This window comes from Phycicoccus sp. CSK15P-2, assembly GCF_016888005.1.
GTDB lineage: Bacteria > Actinomycetota > Actinomycetes > Actinomycetales > Dermatophilaceae > Phycicoccus.
This window is the reverse complement of the sequence record NZ_JAFDVE010000014.1, coordinates 1-19,803: the sequence shown is the minus strand read 5'-3', so window position 1 is coordinate 19,803 and position 19,803 is coordinate 1. Positions and strand designations below refer to the sequence as shown.

18 protein-coding genes and 1 riboswitch are annotated in these 19,803 nt (G+C 74.7%); of the genes, 6 read left to right on the top strand and 12 right to left on the bottom strand.

Annotation, left to right across the window (positions count from 1 at the left end; genetic code table 11):
• Position 1: 1 nt before the first annotated feature.
• The 4 genes from JQN72_RS09195 to JQN72_RS09180 all read right to left on the bottom strand — a co-directional run bounded on the left by JQN72_RS09195 (position 2) and on the right by JQN72_RS09180 (position 4,321).
• Positions 2–1,414, bottom strand: coding sequence for a DUF222 domain-containing protein (locus tag JQN72_RS09195; RefSeq protein WP_204134882.1), 1,413 nt, complete (start codon positions 1,412–1,414; stop codon positions 2–4).
• Positions 1,415–1,527: 113 nt separating this feature from the next.
• Entirely contained in the window at positions 1,528–2,217 is a 690-nt protein-coding gene (locus JQN72_RS09190; RefSeq protein WP_204134881.1) for an LLM class flavin-dependent oxidoreductase, read from the bottom strand.
• A 45-nt stretch (positions 2,218–2,262) separates the two neighbouring features.
• Positions 2,263–3,258 carry a patatin-like phospholipase family protein gene (locus tag JQN72_RS09185; RefSeq protein WP_204134880.1) on the bottom strand — a complete coding sequence of 332 codons (996 nt, stop codon included), beginning with the start codon at positions 3,256–3,258 and terminating at the stop codon, positions 2,263–2,265.
• Positions 3,259–3,307: 49 nt separating this feature from the next.
• Positions 3,308–4,321 carry a DUF389 domain-containing protein gene (locus JQN72_RS09180; RefSeq protein ID WP_204134879.1) on the bottom strand — a complete coding sequence of 338 codons (1,014 nt, stop codon included), beginning with the start codon at positions 4,319–4,321 and terminating at the stop codon, positions 3,308–3,310.
• A gap of 95 nt (positions 4,322–4,416) precedes the next feature.
• On the opposite strand from JQN72_RS09180, the gene JQN72_RS09175 reads away from it, so the two are divergent.
• Complete coding sequence (locus tag JQN72_RS09175; protein ID WP_204134878.1) at positions 4,417–5,079, top strand: hypothetical protein; 663 nt, start codon at positions 4,417–4,419, stop codon at positions 5,077–5,079.
• 10 nt (positions 5,080–5,089) lie between these two features.
• Here JQN72_RS09175 and JQN72_RS09170 read toward each other — a convergent pair whose 3' ends face one another.
• Both JQN72_RS09170 and JQN72_RS09165 read right to left on the bottom strand, forming a co-directional pair.
• Complete coding sequence (locus JQN72_RS09170; protein WP_204134877.1) at positions 5,090–6,115, bottom strand: GNAT family N-acetyltransferase; 1,026 nt, start codon at positions 6,113–6,115, stop codon at positions 5,090–5,092.
• A 69-nt stretch (positions 6,116–6,184) separates the two neighbouring features.
• Complete coding sequence (locus tag JQN72_RS09165; protein WP_204134876.1) at positions 6,185–7,453, bottom strand: ArgE/DapE family deacylase; 1,269 nt, start codon at positions 7,451–7,453, stop codon at positions 6,185–6,187.
• 66 nt (positions 7,454–7,519) lie between these two features.
• Between JQN72_RS09165 and JQN72_RS09160 the strand changes: the two genes are divergently transcribed.
• Positions 7,520–8,434: a cation diffusion facilitator family transporter gene (locus JQN72_RS09160; RefSeq protein WP_204134875.1), complete on the top strand. Its 915-nt coding sequence runs from the start codon at positions 7,520–7,522 to the stop codon at positions 8,432–8,434.
• Between the two features lie 31 nt (positions 8,435–8,465).
• Here the strand turns inward: JQN72_RS09160 and JQN72_RS09155 are convergent, their stop codons facing one another.
• The 3 genes from JQN72_RS09155 to JQN72_RS09145 form a co-directional block, all read right to left on the bottom strand.
• A complete protein-coding gene (locus JQN72_RS09155) occupies positions 8,466–9,719 on the bottom strand; it encodes an MFS transporter (RefSeq protein WP_307812555.1) in 1,254 nt (417 codons plus the stop codon).
• A 46-nt stretch (positions 9,720–9,765) separates the two neighbouring features.
• A complete protein-coding gene (locus JQN72_RS09150; RefSeq protein ID WP_204134874.1) occupies positions 9,766–12,024 on the bottom strand; it encodes an ATP-binding cassette domain-containing protein in 2,259 nt (752 codons plus the stop codon).
• 10 nt (positions 12,025–12,034) lie between these two features.
• The gene (locus JQN72_RS09145) at positions 12,035–12,742 is read right to left on the bottom strand and encodes an ECF transporter S component (protein ID WP_204134873.1); all 708 of its coding nucleotides are present in this window, start codon (positions 12,740–12,742) and stop codon (positions 12,035–12,037) included.
• Positions 12,741–12,844: riboswitch (TPP riboswitch) on the bottom strand. (Overlaps the previous gene by 2 nt.)
• An 86-nt stretch (positions 12,845–12,930) precedes the next feature.
• On the opposite strand from JQN72_RS09145, the gene JQN72_RS09140 reads away from it, so the two are divergent.
• Positions 12,931–13,206: a DUF4235 domain-containing protein gene (locus tag JQN72_RS09140; protein WP_204134872.1), complete on the top strand. Its 276-nt coding sequence runs from the start codon at positions 12,931–12,933 to the stop codon at positions 13,204–13,206.
• Between the two features lie 15 nt (positions 13,207–13,221).
• Here the strand turns inward: JQN72_RS09140 and JQN72_RS09135 are convergent, their stop codons facing one another.
• Positions 13,222–14,466 carry an allantoate amidohydrolase gene (locus tag JQN72_RS09135; RefSeq protein WP_239100412.1) on the bottom strand — a complete coding sequence of 415 codons (1,245 nt, stop codon included), beginning with the start codon at positions 14,464–14,466 and terminating at the stop codon, positions 13,222–13,224.
• A 107-nt stretch (positions 14,467–14,573) separates the two neighbouring features.
• Here JQN72_RS09135 and JQN72_RS09130 point away from each other — a divergent pair, with 107 nt between their 5' ends.
• Positions 14,574–15,047, top strand: a complete 474-nt coding sequence (locus JQN72_RS09130) for an aminoacyl-tRNA deacylase (RefSeq protein WP_204134871.1) — start codon at positions 14,574–14,576, stop codon at positions 15,045–15,047.
• A gap of 64 nt (positions 15,048–15,111) precedes the next feature.
• Positions 15,112–15,750: a bifunctional 2-polyprenyl-6-hydroxyphenol methylase/3-demethylubiquinol 3-O-methyltransferase UbiG gene (locus JQN72_RS09125; protein ID WP_204134870.1), complete on the top strand. Its 639-nt coding sequence runs from the start codon at positions 15,112–15,114 to the stop codon at positions 15,748–15,750.
• Positions 15,751–15,762: 12 nt separating this feature from the next.
• Here JQN72_RS09125 and JQN72_RS09120 read toward each other — a convergent pair whose 3' ends face one another.
• Entirely contained in the window at positions 15,763–16,956 is a 1,194-nt protein-coding gene (locus tag JQN72_RS09120) for an acyltransferase (protein WP_204134869.1), read from the bottom strand.
• Between the two features lie 83 nt (positions 16,957–17,039).
• Positions 17,040–18,869 (bottom strand): glycosyltransferase family 2 protein, encoded by a 1,830-nt coding sequence (locus tag JQN72_RS09115; RefSeq protein WP_204134868.1) that lies wholly within the window; start codon positions 18,867–18,869, stop codon positions 17,040–17,042.
• A gap of 244 nt (positions 18,870–19,113) precedes the next feature.
• On the opposite strand from JQN72_RS09115, the gene JQN72_RS09110 reads away from it, so the two are divergent.
• Positions 19,114–19,680 (top strand): molybdenum cofactor guanylyltransferase, encoded by a 567-nt coding sequence (locus tag JQN72_RS09110; RefSeq protein WP_204134867.1) that lies wholly within the window; start codon positions 19,114–19,116, stop codon positions 19,678–19,680.
• Positions 19,681–19,803: the final 123 nt, after the last annotated feature.

Sequence of the window (19,803 nt, the reverse complement as noted above, 5' to 3'; positions counted from 1 at the left end):
CTCAGGAGGCGTCGAGGAGTGCGGCGAGGCGGGCTTCGAGAGCCGACGGGGTCGGTGCGCTCAGTGATCTCGGTGAGGTCGGTGGCGCGGGCGGCGGGTGGACGAGTGGCGGGTCGCTGCCCCAGCCGAGCAGCGGTGGTGACGTGCTGCGATGTCGGTGGCCGGCAGGGGTGGTCACGACGAGCTCGCGCGGCGCATTCCCGATGACCTCCACCTGCCACCCCGGTGCTTCCTTGACCTGGTTGCACCGGGCGCAGGTGCCGGAGCCGTTCTCGAACACGGTGGCGCCGCCCTCGCGAACGGGCCGCGCGTGGTCGGCGTGGACGATCGGGGCGTCGCACCACGGGGTGGAGCACACGTCGTCGCGCAGGACGAGCATCCGCCGCAGCAGGCCGCCGAACACCCGGCGGCGCGAGTCCATCGCGACGAGGTCGCGGCCCTCGGGAGAGGTGTGGAGCCGACGGAGCCAGACCGACGCCGGGCCCGCGTCGCGCACCCACGCACGCGCCACGGGAGCCGGGACGGGGCCGTGGCCGGGGACCCGCGCGGGCTCCATGACGGAGGACCCGGGGTCGCCCGTGCCGAGGAGGGACCGGTCGGTCATCACGAGGTGGACCTCGAGCGGCTGCACCTGGCCGACCTCGCGGCCGGAGAGCAGCCGCAGCGCGGCGTCGGCGGCCACCGCCCCGACACCGCGACCGTCAGGGCCCTCCTCGGGGCACTGCCCGCCGACGACCGACCGGGAGCGGGCGAGCAGCGCGGCGTGGGCACCCACGACGTCGCGCATCGGGCCGAGCACGGTCAGGTAGGCCATGCCGTCCGGGGCCGGCCGCACCGAGACCCGCCGGGACGCCACCGCGGCGTCCATCCGCCGGACGACGGACGCGGCGTCGAGCTCGGCGGCCACCCGGCGCGCGGCACGCCCGAGGGCCGGCGCGGACAACCGCGACAGCAGCCCGGCCAGGCGGCGGTCGACCTCGCGCCGGTCCTCCGCCGACAGCACCGCCGTCTCGCGGACGCACTCGGTGGCGTGCCGCTCGACGATGTCGCCCCGGGTGAGTGCGGTCATCGTGTGCGGCATCTCGTGGACGAGCGCGCGGGCGAGCCCGACGAGCCGGTCCCCTGCCGACGGTGACTCGCGCCGCGCGAGCGCGACCTCGGACCCCACGGAACGCGCGGCGTCCCGTGGTGCGGCCGCCTCCCGGGAGCGCCGCAGCGCGTCCGTGGCCCGCGCCTGGGCAGCGCTCGCGCCACCCTTGACGCGCTCGAGCGTCCGGATGAAGTGGGCACGGTCGTGGTCGCTCAGGGCGTCGACGTCGACCTCGGCCAGCCGGTCGACGAAACGCTGGGACTCGGCGACAGGGTCGACCGAACCCGGCTGCGTCACAGCCGTGTCGCCGACGACCTCACCCATCGCGCCCCACCCTTTCCCCTGTGCCCCAGACTCTACGGGGACCCACCGACAGGGCCTCGGTGCACGCCCCTGCCCTCACGGCCGACACCGGGACGACCCCATCCTCCGGGGTCTCAGCCGACCAGCGGGCCGAGCGCCGCCGCCGCGTGCACCGCGCCGGGCACGTGCCCGTTCTGGATCATGTTGAAGACCAGCCCGTCGACCCCCCGCGCCGCGAGGCTGTCCCGGAGCATCCGGCGGGCGGCGTCACCGTCCTCGTCGACGACGAGGAAGGCGAGGAAGCTCGTCTCCAGGGTGGACCGGTCCCGCCGTTCCTCCTCGCACCGCTGCGCGAGGGCGTCGAGCTTGCGCGGGATCTCCGAGGCGTTGCAGATGAGGTTGAGGTGGGCAGCGTGCCGCGCCGCGTACTTGAACGTCTTCTTCTCCCCACCGCCCCCGACGAGGATGGGCAGGTCGTCGCGCAGCCGCGGCTCGTTCGTCGCGGACTCCGTGCGGTACCAGTCGCCGTGCACGGTCGGACGCTCGCCGCGGAGCATCGGCTCGATGATGGAGAGGGCCTCCCCGAGCCGGTTGAAGCGGTCGGTGAAGGTGCCGAACTCGAACCCCAGCTGCTGGTGCTCGAGCTCGAACCATCCGGCACCGATGCCCAGCACGGCACGACCGCCGCTGACGACGTCGAGGGTGGTCACCTGCTTGGCGAGGAGCGCAGGGTTCCGGTAGGTGTTTCCCGTCACGAGCGTCGACAGCTGGATGTCGTCGGTGGCCGCCGCGAGCGCCCCGAGCAGCGTGTAGGCCTCGAGCATCGGCTCGTCCGGCCGCCCGATACCCGGTGGCGGCGTGGCGCAGGCTCAGTACCCGGCCTCGTCGAGCGCCCGCACGGTGAGCTCGCGCCCGAGCGTGATCATGTCCCCGGCCCGGTGGAAGTCCATGGTCCGGCAGGCGTCGGACGGCACCGACACGAGGACGTCCGGCGGGTTGCTCGCCATCCGGTAGCGGGTGATGAGCGCGGCCATCGTGTCGAAGGAGCGGTTGAAGATCTCGGCCGAGGCGAGCTCCTTGGGAGCGGCCGTGTAGCCGGGCGCGGACGGCACCGCGGGAGAGCCACCGCCCTCGGTCACGGGCTCGACGTCCCGGGCGACGCCGTCGTCGACACCCCCGCCGACGAGCTGCTCGGGAGCCCGGGCGTGGTCGTGCGAGCCCCCGATGAGCGCACCGACCCGCTCGGTCAGCGAGCGCACCGACCCCACGAGCGCCCCCGGGGTCCGCACCGGCGCGACCGGCATCCCGGTGCTGTGCCCCGCCTGCAGGCTCACCGCGATCGTCAGGTCGGACATCACCGCGGCCGTGGGCTCGATGGGGACCGGGTTCATCAGCCCGCCGTCGACGAGCAGCCGCCCGTCGACGACGATCGGCGTCACGAGGCTCGGGATCGCGACCGACGCGCGGATGGCCGTCGCCATCGGGCCGCGCTGGAACCACACCTCACGCCGGTGGTTGAGGTCGGTGGCGACCGCCGTGAAGGGGACGGCACAGTCCTCGATGAGCGCGCCGTCGAGGATCTCCCCGACCCGCGTGAAGATCCGCTCGGCACGGATGGCCCCGCCACCACCCAGGGGGTTGATGTCGAGGAGCCGCCACACGTCGTACTGGGTGAGACCGGTGACCCACTCGGTGTAGGCGTCGAGCCGCCCCGCCGCCGCCAGCCCACCGACCAGCGCCCCCATCGACGTCCCGGCGACGGCCACGACCTCGTACCCGCGCTCCTCGAGGACCTGGAGCACGCCGATGTGGGCGTAGCCCCGCGCGCCACCGGCGCCGAGAGCCACCGCCACCCGTCCACCCATGCCGCCAGACTACGTCCCGCCCGCCCGGCGCCGGGCGGGCCGGGAGGGGTCACCCCGAGCCCGGGTTGACGACCCCCAGCTCGTAGCGTCGGCCCGTCGTCAGCTCGACCGTGACGCGGGTGTACGGCGGGACGATGTCGGCGAGCGCGTCCTCCAGCTCGATGAGGGACGGCGGCTCCTGCGGGCTCGTCACCGAGACGACGAAGCCCGCGAGGCTGGGCTCGACCTTCGTCACCTCGGCACCGGGGACCACGACGAGCCACCGCCGCGTCTCGGTCTCCACCTCGTCGGCCATCGAGTGGAGCGCGACGACGAGCACGGTGTTGACGAACAGCGGCGTCAGGACGAGCAGGAAGACGCCGGTGAGCACGACCCGCGAACGTGCCCGGGCCCCCACGGCCCGGCCGTGCTCGCCGAGGTCCGCGTACCCGAGTGCCGCGAAGAGCACGGTGCCGGCGATGACGAGCGCGACGACGTTGCTCGTGAAGAGCAGCATCGCCCCTGCCGCCGCCAGGTGGTCGCCCTCGCCGAGGCAGACCCCGACGACCGCGAGCGGAGGGACGAGCGAGATGGCGATGGCCACGCCGGGTAGCACCGCGGCGACGTCGCGGCGGGACAGCGCGAGCGCTCCGGCGAGTCCCGTCGCCACCGCGGCGGCGAGGTCGAGGAGCCCCGGCGAGGTGCGACCGAGGACCTGGCTGTTGCTCGCGAGGTCAACCGACCCCGGCGAGAGCGCGGTCGCCCCCCACCCGACGAGGACGACGAGCAGCGCCCCGAGGAGGACCAGGGGCGTCGCCCCCATCCGCTCCCGTGTCACGATCCCGAGCGCCAGACCCATGATCGGCGTCGAGAGCGGGGCGATGATCATGGCGCCGATGACCGTTGCCGTCGAGTCCGAGAGGACCCCAGCCGTCGCGATGACCGCCGAGAGCGTGAGCATCGACCAGAAGGCGGTGAGCTTGGCCCGCCGGTCCCCGTGACGCAGGTCGACGGCGTCCCTGAGCTCCTCGATGCTGCGTCTCTGGCTCGCCGGGAGCACGAGCCGGCGCAGGCTGAGGTCCACCTCCGACAGTATGCTCCCGCGCGCCGGGTCACGGTTTCGGTGAGCATCGGGATGTCCTGCGCCCGGACGGCATCCGCTCTTGGGAGGATGACCGCGTGATGCCTGCAGTCCTGACTCCCTCGCGCCCCACCCGCTCCGCCGGGCTGGCGGGTCTCGCCCTCGCCGCCGTCGTCGCCGCCGCGGGCTGCGGCACCGACACCCCGGCCGACCCGGGGGCGTCGAGCACGCCCGCGTCGGCCACCGGCTCGTCCACGACCGGCACGTCCCGGCCGACCGCGACCCCGGAGGAGAGCGGCACCGGTTCGCCGCAGGACGGCTTCTCGCTCGACGAGCAGCGCTCGCCGTCGTGGCCGCGGCTCGGCCCGCGGGTCGGCACCGGCACCGCCGTGCGGGTCGGCCGCCACGAGGGCTACGACCGCGTCGTCTACGAGTTCACCGGGTCGGGCGAGCCGACCTTCCAGGTGCGCTACGTCGACGAACCGGTCTCCCAGGGCAGCGGCGAGCCGATCGACGTCGCCGGGGACGCCTTCCTCATGGTGAGCAGCTCGACCGTCGAGATCCCCGAGGAGTCGGCGGAGGCACCTCTGGAGCCCGGCACCGCATCCCTCGAGGGCACCACCGTCATGGCCGCTCCCCCGATCTTCGGCGGCTTCGAGGGCTACGGCGAGACCGTCATCGGCGTGCGCGGCCAGCAGCGGCCGTTCCGGGTGAGCGTCCTCACCGAACCCACCCGGCTCGTCGTCGACATCGCCCGGTAGCCGCGCCGGCTCAGAGGTCCAGGTCGCGGTGCCAGGACTGGGTGCGGTGGTCCGTGACCCAGCCCATCGAGGTGTACAGCCCGTCCGCCCCGGTCGGGGAGTCGGCGTCGACCTCGAGCCCGACCCGGTTGCGTCCCCGCTGCGCGGCGTCGCCGATGACGGTGCCGAGCAGCGCCTTCGCGACACCCCGCCCCCGCGCCCTCCGGTGCACCCCGATGTAGTCGACGTAGCTGCCCTCGACGCCCGCGGCGTCCGGCCGGAGGACGGAGGAGACGACGGCCCCGGCCGGACGCGGGCCCTCGTCGGTCTCGACCGTCGCGAGCCACCAGTGGTCCCACCGGTGCCCGGGGTCCTCGCGCAGCCGCATGACGAACTCGGGGAAGCTCTCGCGGTAGGAGCTGAAGTGGTCCTGGAAGGACTCCTCGAGCACGCGGTGCACCGTCTGCAGGTCCTGGGCGACGGGCAGACCGTCCTCGTGACGCCGGACCTGCCGGACGGCGACCCCCGCACGCGGCGCGGGCAGGGACTCGGCCTCTCCCGGGTCGACGGGCCGGCTCATCTGCAGCCAGGTCCGGGTGTGGGTGTAGCCGGCGGCACCGAGCCACCCCTGCTGGCGTAGGTCGTCGGCGTAGGCCCCCGAGTCGAGCAGCGTCGTCCGCAGCCCGCGCATCCGGCCGATGTCCCGTGCGTGCCGCTCGCCCGCGGCGAACAGCGTGCCGGCCACCTCGGCGGAGTCCGCGTCCGCCAGGGCCGGGTCGACGGTCACCTCCACGAGCGTGCGGCCGGCCGCGCGGTCGTGCACGGACAGCCAGGCGACGAGGCGGTCGCCGTCGTGGACGAGCACCTGCCGCCGGGTCCACGAGCCGTAGCCCGCGAGGGTGCCGAGGATCGCCTCGGGGTCGACGCCGGACGAGCCCTTGGCCGCCTGCTGGTGGGCCGCCACGAGCTCGGTGACCGCGGGTGCGTCGTCGGCGGTGGGACGCCGGGTGCTCCAGCGGTCGGAGAGTCCGTCGATCGTCACGTCGGCAGCGCTCATGGTCCCCACTCTTCCATCCCGGCGGCGGCCGCCCCGAGGCGTCCGGGACGGGCGGGGCGACGCCGGGTCTCAGTGCGCGCCGAGACGGCGGCACGCGAGGACCGTGAGGGCCCGGGTCACGGCGAGCAGCTCCTCGACCGCGACCGACTCGTCCGCCGCGTGGGCCAGGGCGATGTCGCCGGGGCCGTACTGCAGCGTCGGGACGCCGGCCTCCGTGTAGAGGCGCAGGTCGGATCCGTACGGTGCGGCGCCGACGGCCGGCCGCGGGCCGCCGAGGGCCTCGACGGCGTCGGCGACCTCGGCCGCGAGCGGATGGCCCGCCGGCAGCCGCCCGGACGCGAACTGCCCGCCGGGCCAGGTCACGACCGGAGGATGGTCGCGGAGCCACGGGTCGGCGGCGGCCGCCTGCGCCACGGCCCGCTCGAACGCGGACCGGGCCGCCGCGGGGTCCTCGCCGAGCCGGACGCCCATCCGCCCCTCCGCGACGAGCAGGTCGGGGACGGTGCTCGCCCAGTCCCCGGCGAGGACCGTGCCGACGCTGATGCCGTAGGGCAGCGGCTCGTCGGCGAAGAGCGGCTCGCGGCGCTCGTGCCGGTCCGCCTCCAGCTCGCGCAGCGCGGCGTGGACGACGGCGAAGGCGTCGAGGGCCGACACCCCGGAGAGCCGGGTGCTGCCGTGCGCGGCGCGCCCGGCGACCTCGAGCCGGAAGGTCAGGGCGCCGGCGTTGGCCGTGACGACCCGGCCGGCGGTGGGCTCGGTGATGACCGCCGCCTCCCCCGTGTGCCCGCGCCGCAGCGTGGCGAACGCGCCGAGCCCGCCGTCCTCCTCGCCGACGACCGAGTGCACGGCGAGCGGCCGCTGCAGGCGCACCCCCGAGCGGTGCAGGGCGCGCGCCACGGCGAGGTTCGCGGCCACTCCGGCCTTCATGTCGCAGGCCCCGCGCCCGTGCACCCGGCCGTCCGCGACGACCGCCGCGAACGGGTCGGCCGACCACGCGCCCGGGTCACCGACCGGGACGACGTCGACGTGCCCGGCCAGCACGAGCCCCGGCACGCCGCCACCGGGGCCCGTCCCGACCAGGCCCCACGCCTCGTCCCGGGGCGCCTCGGAGCCGGGGAAGGCCGGCGCGGACCGCAGCGCGTCGAGGTCCTCGCGCCAGAGGTCGACCTCGAGACCCGCCTCCGCCATCCACCCGGCGACGAGGTGCTGCGCCTCGCCCTCGGCTGCCGTGCCCGTCACGCTGGGCACCCGGACGAGCGCGGTGAGCGCGGCCACCGTGGCGTCGTCGTCGACCGCGTCGAGCGCCCGCCGTTCGGCCGGGGTCAGCGGGTGGGTCATCGCCGCACGCTAGCGCGCCGGGTAGCGTCGTCGGGGAGACGTCCCCGAGCGGATGGAGGCGAGGCGATGGGCACGGGCCACGGCCACGCGAACGTCCCCGCCGCCCACGCGGGCGCGGCGCACCGCTGGCGGTTGCGGGTCGCGTTCGGTCTCGTCGCCGCGTTCTTCGTCGTCGAGCTCGTCGCCGGCTGGGTCTCCGGCTCGCTCGCCCTCCTCAGCGACGCCGGGCACATGGCCGCGGACGTCGTCGCGCTCGGTGCCGCCCTCGTCGCGACCCGGATCGCCACCCGTCCCGACACGACGGGTCGGCGCACCTTCGGGTCGTACCGCGCCGAGGTGTTCGCGTCCGGTATCGCGGTGCTGCTCATGCTCGGGGTGTCCGGCTACATCGTGGCCGAGGCGCTCGGGCGGATGGGCGGGTCCCCCGAGGTCGCCACCGGGGCGATGCTCGTCGTCGGCGCCCTCGGCCTGCTCGTCAACGTCGTCGCCCTGCTCCTGCTCCGCGGAGGCGCCGGGGAGAGCCTCACCGTCAAGGGCGCCTACCTCGAGGTCGTCGCCGACACGCTCGGCTCGGTCGGCGTGATCGTGGCCGGCGCGCTCGTCGCGTCCACCGGCAGCACGGTCTGGGACACGGTCGTCGCGCTGGCCATCGCCGTCTTCGTCGCGGTCCGGGCGCTGCTGCTCGGGCGGGAGGTCGTCGCGGTCCTCGGCCAGCACGCCCCGGCCGGCATCCACCCGGACGAGACGGAGACCGCCCTGCGCTCGGTGCCGGGCGTCGTCGACGTGCACGACCTGCACCTGTGGACGCTCACCTCGGGGATGCACGTCGCGACCGCCCACCTCGTGTGCGCCGACGGGACCGACACCGCGGTCGTCCTCGAGGCGGCCGGGGAGCGGCTGCGCGAACGGTTCGGCATCGACCACGCGACGCTGCAGGTGGAGCCCCGCGGCACCCGGGCGTGCGTCGAGACGAGCTGGTAGGCCGCCACGTCGGCGGCCCGGGCCCGGGCGGTCAGGCCACGGTCACCCGGCGGACCGGATGGGTCTCTCGGGCACGCAGCCACGGCAGCGCGGCGGCCAGGGTGATGACACCGGTGACGACGAACGCGAGACCGAAGCTGCCGTGGTCGACGAGCGTGCCGGCGATGACCGGCCCGATGATGGCGCCGGTGTCCTGGGCCATCTGGAAGGCGGCGAGCGCCGGCCCGCCGTTGCGCTCGCGACCGACGACGTCGGCGAGCGAGGCCTGCTGAGCCGGGTTCAGCGCCCCCGAGCCGAGCCCCGCGGCGACCGAGAACGCGATGAGCATCGGCAGGCTCGTCGCCAGCCCGGTGGCCGCGGTGAAGACACCCGAGACGAGCAGGCCACCGACGATGTAGGGCTTGCGTCCCACCGCGTCCGAGGTGCGGCCGGCGACGGTGAGCCCGATGGCGTTGCCTGCGGCGAAGGCCGCGAGTGCGGCCCCGGCGACGAGCGACTGGTGCGTCTCGCGGGTGGCCTGGTCGAGGCTCCGGTCGACGATGACGGCCGCCGCGAAGAGCGGGAGGATGGCGTTGCGCACACCGAAGTTTCCCCAGCCGTTGGCGAAGGCCGAGCCCACGGCGGCGCGGTAGGCACTGTCCCGCCAGCCGTCCCGGACGGTCATGACCGGCAGCACCGGCGCACCCTCCTTCGGGCGCAGCGAGGTGTCCTTGAGGAAGACGAAGACGATGGTGGCGGCGGCGAGCAGCGCCACGGCGTACACGAGGAACGGCACCCGCAGGCCCAGCCCGCCGAGCAGCCCGCCGACGACCGGACCGCCGACGCCTCCGATGAGGAATGCCGAGGCGTAGACCGACGACACCCGGGCCCGGATGGACGGCGGCGCGAGCCGGACGATGAGCGCGACGGCCGAGACGGTGAACATCACCGACCCGATGCCGCCGAGGCCGCGGAAGACGAGCAGCTGCCAGTACGTCTGCGCGAAGGCGGTGGCACCGGTGGAGACCGCGACGATGACCAGGCCCGCGAGGTAGACGGGCCGCTCCCCCAGCCGGGCGATGAGCCGGCCGCCCGCGGGGGCGAAGAGCAGCCGGAAGAACGCGAAGGCGCTGACGACGACGCTGCTCGCGGTGGCGCCCACGCCGAAGCTCTGCGCGAACTGCGGCAGGACTGGCGTGATGAGCCCGAAGCCGAGGGCGATGACGAACGCCGAGGCGATGAGGACCCAGATCTCACGGGGGATGCGGACCCGTGCGTCGGGGGTGGTCACGGGGTCGGCGGACACGATCCACCAGTATGCCCGGCACCTCCGACAGCGCCGGACCCCGGTGTCAGCCCCACGTGAGCGCGACGACGAGCGGCAGGGTGGCGAGGACGAGCAGCGCCGTGTCCCGCCGGCGCCACGGCGCCGCGGCCCACCAGGTGCGCCGCTGGGCGGTGGCGAAGCCCCGGGCGTCCATCGCGACCGCGAGCTCGGCGGCCGCGCGCAGGGTGCGCACGAGCAGCCCCATCGTCAGGGCCGAGAGGTGCGCGACGACCGTCGCCGGACGGCGGGTGGACACCCCGATGCCCCGCACCCGTCTGGCCCGCTCGATCTCGGAGAGCACCGCCCCGAAGGTGTGCACCCGCTGGAGGGCCGACGCGGTGGCGACGACCGGACGGTCGGGCAGCCCCAGCCGCTGCGCGAGATGGTCGCCGAGCCGGTCCGGGTCGATCCAGGGGACGAGCACCGCGGACGGCAGGACGATGACGAGCACCCGGAGCGCGACCGTCAGCGCGGCGTCGACGTCGTGCCCGGCGAGCCACCAGGTGGACCAGCCCACGGAGAGCGCGGCGAGCAGCCCCGGGGCCATCCGGAGTGCGACGGTCCGGAGCCGTCGTGGCGGCGCCGGCCCCTCCCCCGGCGCCGGCCCCTCCCCCGGCGCCGCCAGGCCCACGGCGGCGAGGACGACCTGCACCGCGAGGACCGCGAGACTCGTCGTCCAGTGGGGCGAGACCACCCCGGCGGGGATGCCGAGGAACGCGCCGGCGAGCAGCGCCAGCGGCCCGCACCGGGCGACGAGAGGTGGACGGGACGGTGGCGGCGCGGGCGGACGCTCTGGTGGCCGCACCTGGTGCACGGTGTCGGCCCGGGCGACGACCGCGGCGTCGTGCGTGGCCGCCACGACCGCTCCCCCTGCGGCGCGGTAGGCCGCGACGAGCCCGACGACGGCCGCCCACGTGTGCCGGTCCTGGCCCACCGTCGGCTCGTCGGCGAGAAGGACCGGCGGACCGTGCAGGACGGCGGACGCCACCGCGAGCCGGCGCTGCTCGCCGCCGGACAGCTCCCGCGGGTCGGCTCCCTCGAGACGGGCCAGCCCGAGGGCGGCGAGGACGCCTCGCGCGCGCTCCTGGGTGCGGTCGTCGACGTCACCGGTGGCCCGGGACGTGGCGAGGACCTCGTCGAGGACCGTCGGCGCGACGATCGTCGAGCTCGCCCACTGCGGCACCCACGCGAGGGTGCGGGCGAGGGCCGGGGCGTCGAGGTCGCCCGGCTCGGCGTCGGAGCCGTCCGGTCCGGGGACGTACACCGCTCCGGCCGGGACGCTCCCGAGGAAGCCCGCGAGCGCCTGCAGGAGCGTCGACTTGCCCGACCCGCTCCGCCCGACGAGCGCCGTCAGCGTGCCCGGGACGGCGTCCAGCGGCTCGTCGAGCACGGCGGCCCAGCGACGGCGGGCGGTGCCGTCGAGGAGCCGGGTGGTGCGCTCCACGCAGAACCGCTGCGCCCGCAACGAGCTGCCGTGCACGTCGGAGGTCGCGAAGAGGTCGGGGTCGACGGCGGCCGGGTCCGGGACGTCGGCGCCGGGCACCCAGACGCCCATCGCGAGGAGCTGGTCGCGCTGCTCGGCGAGGACGTCGCGGACCGGCCCGTCCGCGACGACCGCGCCCTCCGCCGAGAGCACGACGAGCCGCTCGACGAGGTCGACCCACGGCTCGAGGACGTGCTCGACGACGACGAGCGTGCGGTCGCCCCGCTCGGCCACGCGGGCGACGGCCTGGCGCACCTCGGCGGCGCAGGTGGGGTCGAGCATCGCCGTCGGCTCGTCGAGCAGGACGAGCGAGGGGTCGAGGGCGAGCGTGCCGGCGAGCGCCAGCCGCTGGGTCTGGCCGCCGGAGAGCGCCGACGTGGGCGTGTCGAGGTCGAGGTCGCCGAGCGCAACGGCGTCGAGCGAGCGCCGGACGGTCGCGGGCATCGCCTCGCGCGGTGTCCCGACGTTCTCGAGGCCGAAGGCGACGTCCCGCGCGACGGTCGCCGCGACGACCCCCGCCCCCGGCTCCTGGAGCACGAGGCCCACCGCCCCCGGACGTGCACCGGGGGCGTCGGCGTCGAGCGTCACCGTGCCGGAGAGCTCGCCCGCCTCCACGGAGCCGAGCAGCCCGGCCAGCGCACGCAGCAGGGTGGACTTGCCCGAGCCCGAGGGCCCGACGAGCAGCACCCGCTCACCGGGGGTCAGCGTGAGGTCGAGCTCCCGCAGGACGGGCTCCCGGCGGCCGTAGGGGCGCCACGTGAGGCCACGGACCTCGACGTGGCCCCGGGTGGCCCGGGTCACGGTCACGGTGTCAGACCGCGCGTGACTCGCGGACCTCCTGCCCCGGCGGGAACGCCGACAGCGCACCGGCGCGGGCCAGGGCCCGGGTCAGCAGCCAGGCGACGACGCCGGCGAGGACGACACCCGAGGCCGTCATCGTCCCGAGGTACGCGAGCTTCTCGGGCCATTCCCACTCGCCGTAGTAGCCGCCGCTGCCCGCGAACGCCGACAGCACGGGCACGTCGGCCCAGGACTCGGGGAAGCTGAAGGTCTCGTACAGCCACTCGAGCGGAGCGGCGAGCGCACCCGCGAACGCGGCCGCGGCGACCCCGAAGAACCGGTAGCCGAGGAGCGCGAACGCGAGCTCGGCGCCGAGCCCCTGGAGGATCCCGGCGAAGAGGACGCCGACGCCCCACGTCGTGCCGGGGATCATCGAGACGAGCGCCGCGACGACCTCGCAGAACAGCGCCGCGCCCGGCCTGCGGACGACGAGCCCGCCGAGCACACCCGCCATGAGCCAGGGGCCGACGAACAGGCCCATGAGCGGGGCGTACCCGATCTGCAGCGCGGTGAGCGGGCCGGTGTAGAAGACGCCCCATCCCCAGAAGACGAGGCCGAGGGCCGCGCCGATGAGGGCCGCGGTGAGGAGGTCGACGGTGCGCCATCCCATGAGCGGGCGGGTCGCGGTGATCGAGCGCCGGCGGACCGGCGCCTCGACGGTTGACGTGGACGAGGACATGGTGGAATTCACGACTCCCTATCGCCGGTGCTAACCGGATCAGGTTCGAGGGTCTGCGGCGGACCGCACTCTCAGCGCCGGAGCGCTCCCCTGTCGGTGGACGTGCCGAGCATAACGCGGTCGGGGATACAGTGGCGACGAGCCGTCGGGCACCTGCCTGACCTGCTTCGATCGAGCGGAGGAGCACCGTGGGAACCATCAGCTGGAAGATCCTCGGCAGCGGTGGGGCCATCCTCGCCGGCATCGTCGCCAAGAAGGTCGTCGACGCCGCCTGGGCCAAGGCGGGCCAGGACACGGTGAACCCGAAGAGCCCCGACGCCCCCATCGGCAAGGCGGTCGCCTACGCCGCGCTGCTCGGCCTCGCCGTCGGCGCGGCCCGCACGCTCACCGAGCGCAAGGCCGCCCAGTACTACCGCAGCTCCGCAGGGCACCTGCCCAAGGACATCGCCGGCGAGCCGGTCTGACCGCCAGGACGCCGCTCAGGCCGCGCAGTCGCCCACGAGGTCGTCGACCACGGCGGTGAGCGCGGCCACCCCGGCCAGGCAGTCGTCCGTCGTCGCCCACTCGTCCGGCGAGTGGCTGACCCCCGTGGGGTTGCGCACGAACACCATCGCGGTCGGCACCCCGGCCCCGGCCATGACCCCGGCGTCGTGCCCCGCGCCCGTGGCGATGAGCGGGGCGTCGTCGAGCAGGTCGGCGATCCGCCGGGTCAGGCCGTCGTCGAAGCTGGTGGCGGCGTCCCACCACTCCTCGGTGACGAGGGCGTCGAACTCGGCCACGACGTCGCGCACGTCGTCGACGACGTCGCGCACCGACGAGGCCTCGGGGCCCCGGGCGTCGAGCCAGCAGGTGACCGAGCTGGGGATCGCGTTGACCCCGCCCGGAGCGACGTCGACCTTCCCCACGGTGGCGAGGCAGCCACGCTCCTGGGCGGCCTGCCGCGCCGCGATGACGGCGGCCGCCAGCCCGAGCATGGCGTCCTCGCGCTCGTCGAGCGCCGTCGTGCCGGCGTGGTTGGCCATCCCGGGGACGTCGATCCGCCAGCGTCCGTGTGGCCAGATGTCGCTGCCCACCCCGACCGGCCGGCCGAGGACGTCGAGCACGCGTCCCTGCTCGACGTGCAGCTCGACGAACGCGCCGACCCGCGCCAGCGCCTCGTCGTCCCGGCCGAGATCGTCGGGACGGCCACCGAACCGGCTGATCGCCTCGGCCATCGTCGTCCCGGTGGCGTCGCGCAGCGCGCGGGCGCGGTCGGCCGAGAGCGAGCCGGTGACGACCCGCGAGCCGGCGCAGGTGGTGCCGAAGCGCGCGCCCTCCTCGTCGACGAAGCTCACGAGACCGACGGGACGGCGCGGCACGACGCCCCGCTCGCGGAGGGCGTCGATCGCGGCGAGGCCGGACACGACGCCGAGCGGGCCGTCGAACGCACCGCCGTCGACGACGGAGTCCAGGTGGCTGCCCACGACGACACCGGGCTCCCCTGCGGCCACCGCGGCGTCGGGGTCGCCCCACCAGGCCCACTGGTTGCCCACGCGGTCGGTCGTGACGTCGAGGCCGCGAGCGGCGCACTCGCCCGCGAACCACTCGCGCAGGTCGTGGTCGGTCCGGGTCCAGGCGAAGCGGCGGTAGCCCCCCGTCGAGCCGTCGAGCCCGACCTCCTCGAGGTCTGCCCACATGCGGTGGAAGGCACGCATCGTCGCACCCGATGCCGACCTGCTGGACATGCCTCCATTGCACCAAGTCCGCAGCTCCCGCGGGGCTTGTTGGGCAGATCGATTGTGCGCCGCGTCCGGTTGTCGAAGCTGGACGGCCGCGGCCCTAGGCTGGCCGGATGGACGGAGCCGAACGGGCCCGGGTGGCCCTCGCCGCCTCGGGCCTGGCCCACGAGGTCACCGAGCACGGCCGGGTCTCCTCGCTGGAGGAGGCCGCGCGGCTGCGGGGCGTCGAGCCCGGGGCCGTCGTCAAGACCCTCGTGGTCCGGCGTGCCGAGGACGACCACCTCTTCGTCCTCGTCCCCGGCGACCGCGAGATCTCCTGGCCCAAGCTGCGTGCGCACCTCGGCGTGAGCCGGATGTCGATGCCGGACGCCGCCACCGCGCTCGAGGTCACCGGGTACGAGCGCGGCACGATCACCCCGTTCGGCTCGTCCCGGACGCTGCCGGTCGTCGCGGATGCCACGCTCACCGGGCGCACCGTCTCGATCGGGGCGGGGGCCCACGGCGTCGCCGCCACGGTCGACGCCGACGACCTCGTGGTCGCGCTCGACGCCGACGTCGCCGACGTCACGGACCCGGCCGGAGGATGACCCGCTGTTGCCGCAACGGCAACAGGAGGCGGCCCCGGGCATCCGGCGGGCGCACACTGCCGTCATGACGAGCATGAGCGACCAGCACGTGTGGGACGAGCGGTACTCCGAGCAGGAGGGCATCTGGAGCGGCGAGCCGAACCACGCCCTCACGGTCGAGGCGGCCGGCCTCGCGCCCGGACGGGCGCTCGACGTCGGCTGCGGCGAGGGCGCCGACGCCGTGTGGCTGACGCGGCGGGGATGGGAGGTCACCGGCATCGACCCGTCCGTCGTGGCTCTGGGCCGCGCCCGGCTGCACGCCGAGTCCGCCGGCGTCCGGGTGACGTGGCGGCACGGGACGCTCGCCGGACTCGACCTCCCGGCCGGCGGGTTCGACCTCGTCTCGGCCTTCTACGCCGTCCTCGAGAAGGACACGCAGCCCCTCGGGCGACTGACGTCCCTCGTCGCGCCGGGCGGCACCCTGCTCGTCGTCCACCACGACACGAGTGCGTACGGACAGGACCACGGCCACGGGCACGGCACGGAGGCGCAGCCGGGCCCGCGCTTCGACCCTGACCTGCTGCTCCTCCCGGCCGATGTCGCGACGGGCCTGGGCGACGGATGGACCGTGAGCGGGCCGGAGCTGCGTCACCGCGTCATCACCGGCGGGGCCGGCGGACATCACGTGGACGACGTCGTCGTGCGGGCGACGCGGGTGGGCTGAGCGGCAACCCGCTCAGCCGGCGCCCACTTCTGCCGGGTGCCGGCGAGCCTCAGGCCGACGGCTCTCGACGAGGTGCGGGTAGTACTCTCGGCGCCTCCCGTCGGGCTCGAAGAGCGCGAGCAGCTTCAGGGCCGGGCGCTCGACGAGCGCGGCGCTGGCCCACGCACCGGCGACCGCCACCGCCGACACGAGCAGCCAGCCGGCGACGACGGTCAGGGTGTTCGCCCCCGAGGTCGGCAGCAGCCCGACGTGGCCGAGGAGGCGCATCGCCGGCTCGTGCAGCAGGTAGATGCCGTAGCTGATCGTGCCCAGGAAGACCATCGGACGCCAGGTCAGCAGCCGCGGCGGCCCGGCCGACGACAGGACGACCGGCGCGAGCACGAAGAGTGACGTCGCTGCGTACACGAGGTGCCACCACTCGTGCGACGGCTGGTCGGCCGGGCCCGAGGTGCCGTAGGCGAGGGCGACGACGGACCCGGCCGCGGCCAGCCCCAGCGACCCGACCCGCACGCTCCGGCGGTGGATCCGCGCGCCCCGGACCACGATGACGGCCAGCCCCATGCCGAGTCCGAACATCGGGGCCTTGGCGAGGAAGCCGAACCACGTGGGCCAGTGCGTCACCGGGGTCTGCGCGACGACGATCGCGTAGGTGAGCCAGGCCAGCCCCACGACGAGGAGGGCCGCCGGCAGGGCGAGGAGCACCCACGTACGCCCGCCGGTGGTGTCCCGACGACGGCACGTGGCCGCGACGACCGGCATGGAGAGCGCGACGAGCACGTAGAAGTGGAACTCCACAGCGAGCGACCACGCGGGCCCGTTGGTCCAGAAGATGTACTCCTGGCTGTAGATCTGGGTCATCGTCAGGTGCAGGACGAGGTCCTGCCAGACGCCCGGCAGCCGCGTGTTCGTCACACCCCACACCGCCAGGATGATGAGGGCGTACAGGGGGTAGAGACGCACGACGCGGCGCAGCAGTGTCATCCGAGCCGACCGCCCCGGGCCTCCGCTCAGCGCCGAGCGCGCGACCCCGAGGTAGAGCAGGAACCCGCTGATGACGAAGAAGAGGTCGACGGCCGCCGAGCTGACGACGGTGAGCAGGCGCAGGGGAGCCACCCGGGCGGCGGACTGGTGGATGTCCACGAACTCGTACTGGTAGACGTGGAACATCACGACCGAGAGCGCGGCGACGGCCCGCAGGGGGTCCAAGGGGTAGCGCGTCGACGACGAGGGCGCCCCGGACGCGCCCGCCGGGGCAGCCTCGGGCGCGGCGTGTGCGGGACGGGCCGACATCAGGCTCTCAGGGCGGGGTCGGCAGCCTGGGACCGCGGCGCGGGAGCCAGCCGGGGGGTGACGACCCACTGGCGCTCTCCCCGGAGGTGCTTGAGCTGCGCGACCCGGGAGGCCGCGTTCTTGGCCTCCGAGTACACGAGCAGTGTCACCAGCGCGTACCAGACGAACCAGCCGGGGTGCACGCGCAGAGACGGGACGGCGAGCCGCCACGCGGCGAGCGCCTGCACGGGCCCGGCGAGCAGCGTGTAGAGCGTCGTCAGGAGGAACAGCGGCGAGGTGAGGTCGACCGAGCCGTCCCGCCAGAAGAGGTAGGCGAGCACGGGCAGCGGCAGCGTGGAGAACCACGGCATCGCCTCCCGCCAGCCGAGCAGGACGAACATGCCGAACCGCTGCCTGGCGTCGAGGACGGGGTTGCGCACCTGGGTGAGCACCGAGCTCACCGACACCTGGAACCATCCTTGTGCCCACCGCAGGCGCTGGTGCCACAGCGAGCGGACGGTGACGGGCGCCAGCTCGTGGCTGACCAGGCCTGGGTCGCTCGCGATCCGCAGACCGGCGCCCACGGCCCGGATCGAGGCGTCGATGTCCTCGGTGAGCCGCGAGCCCCGCATCCGCAGCTCGCGCAGCGCAGCGGTGCGCCAGTAGCCGTTGGAGCCACCGAAGAGCGCGAACCCGTGCTGCACGCTGCGCCCCGGGTGGCTCACCGCGTAGATCTGCTCGAACTCGGCCGCCACGAGCCGGGTGAGGGCCGACTCGGCACCGTTGCGGATGACGCAGTGCCCCTGGACCACGTCGTAGCCGCCCTCGAGCCAGCGGCGGGCACGGTCGAAGGCCCCCGCCATCGGGTGGTGGTCGGCGTCGAAGATGCCGACGAACTCACCCGTGACGTGCCAGAGCGCGGCGTTGACGTTCTGCGCCTTCGAGGTGCTGTCCGGGACGGGGAGGAGGAGCAGCCGGTCGTCGGCAGCGGCGATCTCGGCCAGCTCGGCCTCGACGGGCAGCGGCCGTGGCGTGTTGTAGGCCAGGACGACCTGCAGGGTGCCCGCGTACTCCTGGGCGAGGAAGGACCGCACGGTCGCGACGATGGTCTCGGCCTCGTTGGGGAGGTAGGCCGCGATGACGGCCGACGCCGACGGGGCGGGACCGTCCAGCAGCTCGGGAGGCTGCGGAGGGTCGAGGCTGTGGAAGGTCTCCGACCACAGCGTCGCCGAGGTCACGGCGAGGACCGCCACCGCCACCCAGTAGGCCACCGAGCCCAGCTCGAGACCGCTCTGGTGGAGGCCGACGAGCAGGAAGAACGGGGCGAGCAGGGCCATCCCGTAGCTGAGCGCCACCTGGGCCCCGATCGAGCCGAAGGGGGTCGAGCGGCGCGGGCCGCGGAACTGTTTGGCGTCGAGGTCGCGCTGGCGCACCGCGTCCTGCGCGGCGGTGAGTGCGGGCTCGAGCGCGGCAGCGGTACCCACCCGGGGGTCGTGCAGGTCCCAACCGACGCCGACGTCCACCTTGTGCACGGAGCCGTCGGCGAGCACCAGCGGCTCACGAGCCACCCACGCGGAGATCTCGTTGAGCCTGGCCCGGACCCGCGCAGCCCGGCCGGCGGGCAGGTCGAGGACGAGGACGGCGAGGTCGTCGTCCAACATCGCCCACTCGTCGCGGTGCAGCCAGGCAGCTACCCGGTCGAACACGGCCTCGGTCAAGGCAGCTCGCAGCCGCAGGTCCCGCACCCGGAAGTACTCGTCCTGGTCCGAGATCGCGAGCACCGCGACGGCTCGCTTCGTGTGGGTGGCCCGCCGCGGACGGCGGTGTCTCGGCTCGTGGTGCTCGGGCACCAACGTACGGTCGATGATCGCCAACACGGCTCCTCGTAGTCCCTGCCAGCCGACTCCCTGTACGCCGGCTGCCTACGTGTCGTCACGCTATAGCCAGGGCGTGGCCTGCGCATTGCCAGAGGTTTCCCGGACGTAAACATGCCGTGGCCGCTCTCAGGCGGAGTTCAGAGACAAGAGACTCCGCCTCCGCGTCCGACGAGGAACCCCGTCCCTCGGGCCGGTGGGACTTCCCTACCCTTCGAGGATGACAGCTGCGCCGTCCGTCACCGCCCTCGTCCTGACCGGGGGCCGCTCCGAACGGTTCGGGTCGGACAAGCTGGCGGCTCCGCTGCGGGGGACGACGGTCCTCGGCACCCTGCTCGGCTCCCTGCCACCCGGCTGGCCGGTTGTGGGGGTGGGCGCCCCGCGCGACGTCGAGCAGGGCGTCACCTGGGTCCAGGAGGACCCGCCGGGCGCCGGACCCCTGGCGGCCGTCCTGGCCGGGGCTCGCCAGGTGCGCACCGACCTCGCCGTCGTCGTCGCGGGGGACATGCCCGGGGCAGCGCCGGCGCTGACCATGTTGGTGGATGTCCTCACGGGTGCCGGCCCCGAGGTGGAGGCGGCCGTCGGCACCGACGACGAGCGCGTGCCCAACCCGCTGCTCGCGGTGTATCGCACAAGAGCCCTGGCCACCTTCGCCACCCGTCCGGCCGGAGGCGGCCCGGCGAGGGCGCTGCTCGAGCTGCCGCACGTCGAGGTGCTCGTGGCGGGAGCGGCCGCCCACGACGTCGACACGATGGCCGACCTCGCCGCGTTCGAGGACGGGACCTAGGGCCTGTTACGAAAGTCGTCGCAGCCAGTGGTCGATGCTGGCGACGTGGACGGTGGCGGCGTAGCGGACGGCGAGCTTGTCGTAGCGGGTGGCGAAGCCGCGGTGGTGTTTGAGGTGGTTGAA

Excerpts from the sequence above, each read along its gene's own strand:
- JQN72_RS09110 (WP_204134867.1), top strand. The coding sequence starts at position 19,114 with ATGACAGCTGCGCCGTCCGTCACCGCCCTCGTCCTGACCGGGGGCCGC.
- JQN72_RS09125 (WP_204134870.1), top strand. The coding sequence starts at position 15,112 with ATGACGAGCATGAGCGACCAGCACGTGTGGGACGAGCGGTACTCCGAG.
- JQN72_RS09130 (WP_204134871.1), top strand. The coding sequence starts at position 14,574 with ATGGACGGAGCCGAACGGGCCCGGGTGGCCCTCGCCGCCTCGGGCCTG.
- JQN72_RS09170 (WP_204134877.1), bottom strand. The coding sequence starts at position 6,115 with ATGAGCGCTGCCGACGTGACGATCGACGGACTCTCCGACCGCTGGAGC.
- JQN72_RS09185 (WP_204134880.1), bottom strand. The coding sequence starts at position 3,258 with ATGGGTGGACGGGTGGCGGTGGCTCTCGGCGCCGGTGGCGCGCGGGGC.
- JQN72_RS09135 (WP_239100412.1), bottom strand. The coding sequence starts at position 14,466 with ATGTCCAGCAGGTCGGCATCGGGTGCGACGATGCGTGCCTTCCACCGC.
- JQN72_RS09160 (WP_204134875.1), top strand. The coding sequence starts at position 7,520 with ATGGGCACGGGCCACGGCCACGCGAACGTCCCCGCCGCCCACGCGGGC.
- JQN72_RS09190 (WP_204134881.1), bottom strand. The coding sequence starts at position 2,217 with ATGCTCGAGGCCTACACGCTGCTCGGGGCGCTCGCGGCGGCCACCGAC.
- JQN72_RS09195 (WP_204134882.1), bottom strand. The coding sequence starts at position 1,414 with ATGGGTGAGGTCGTCGGCGACACGGCTGTGACGCAGCCGGGTTCGGTC.
- JQN72_RS09165 (WP_204134876.1), bottom strand. The coding sequence starts at position 7,453 with ATGACCCACCCGCTGACCCCGGCCGAACGGCGGGCGCTCGACGCGGTC.
- JQN72_RS09145 (WP_204134873.1), bottom strand. The coding sequence starts at position 12,742 with ATGTCCTCGTCCACGTCAACCGTCGAGGCGCCGGTCCGCCGGCGCTCG.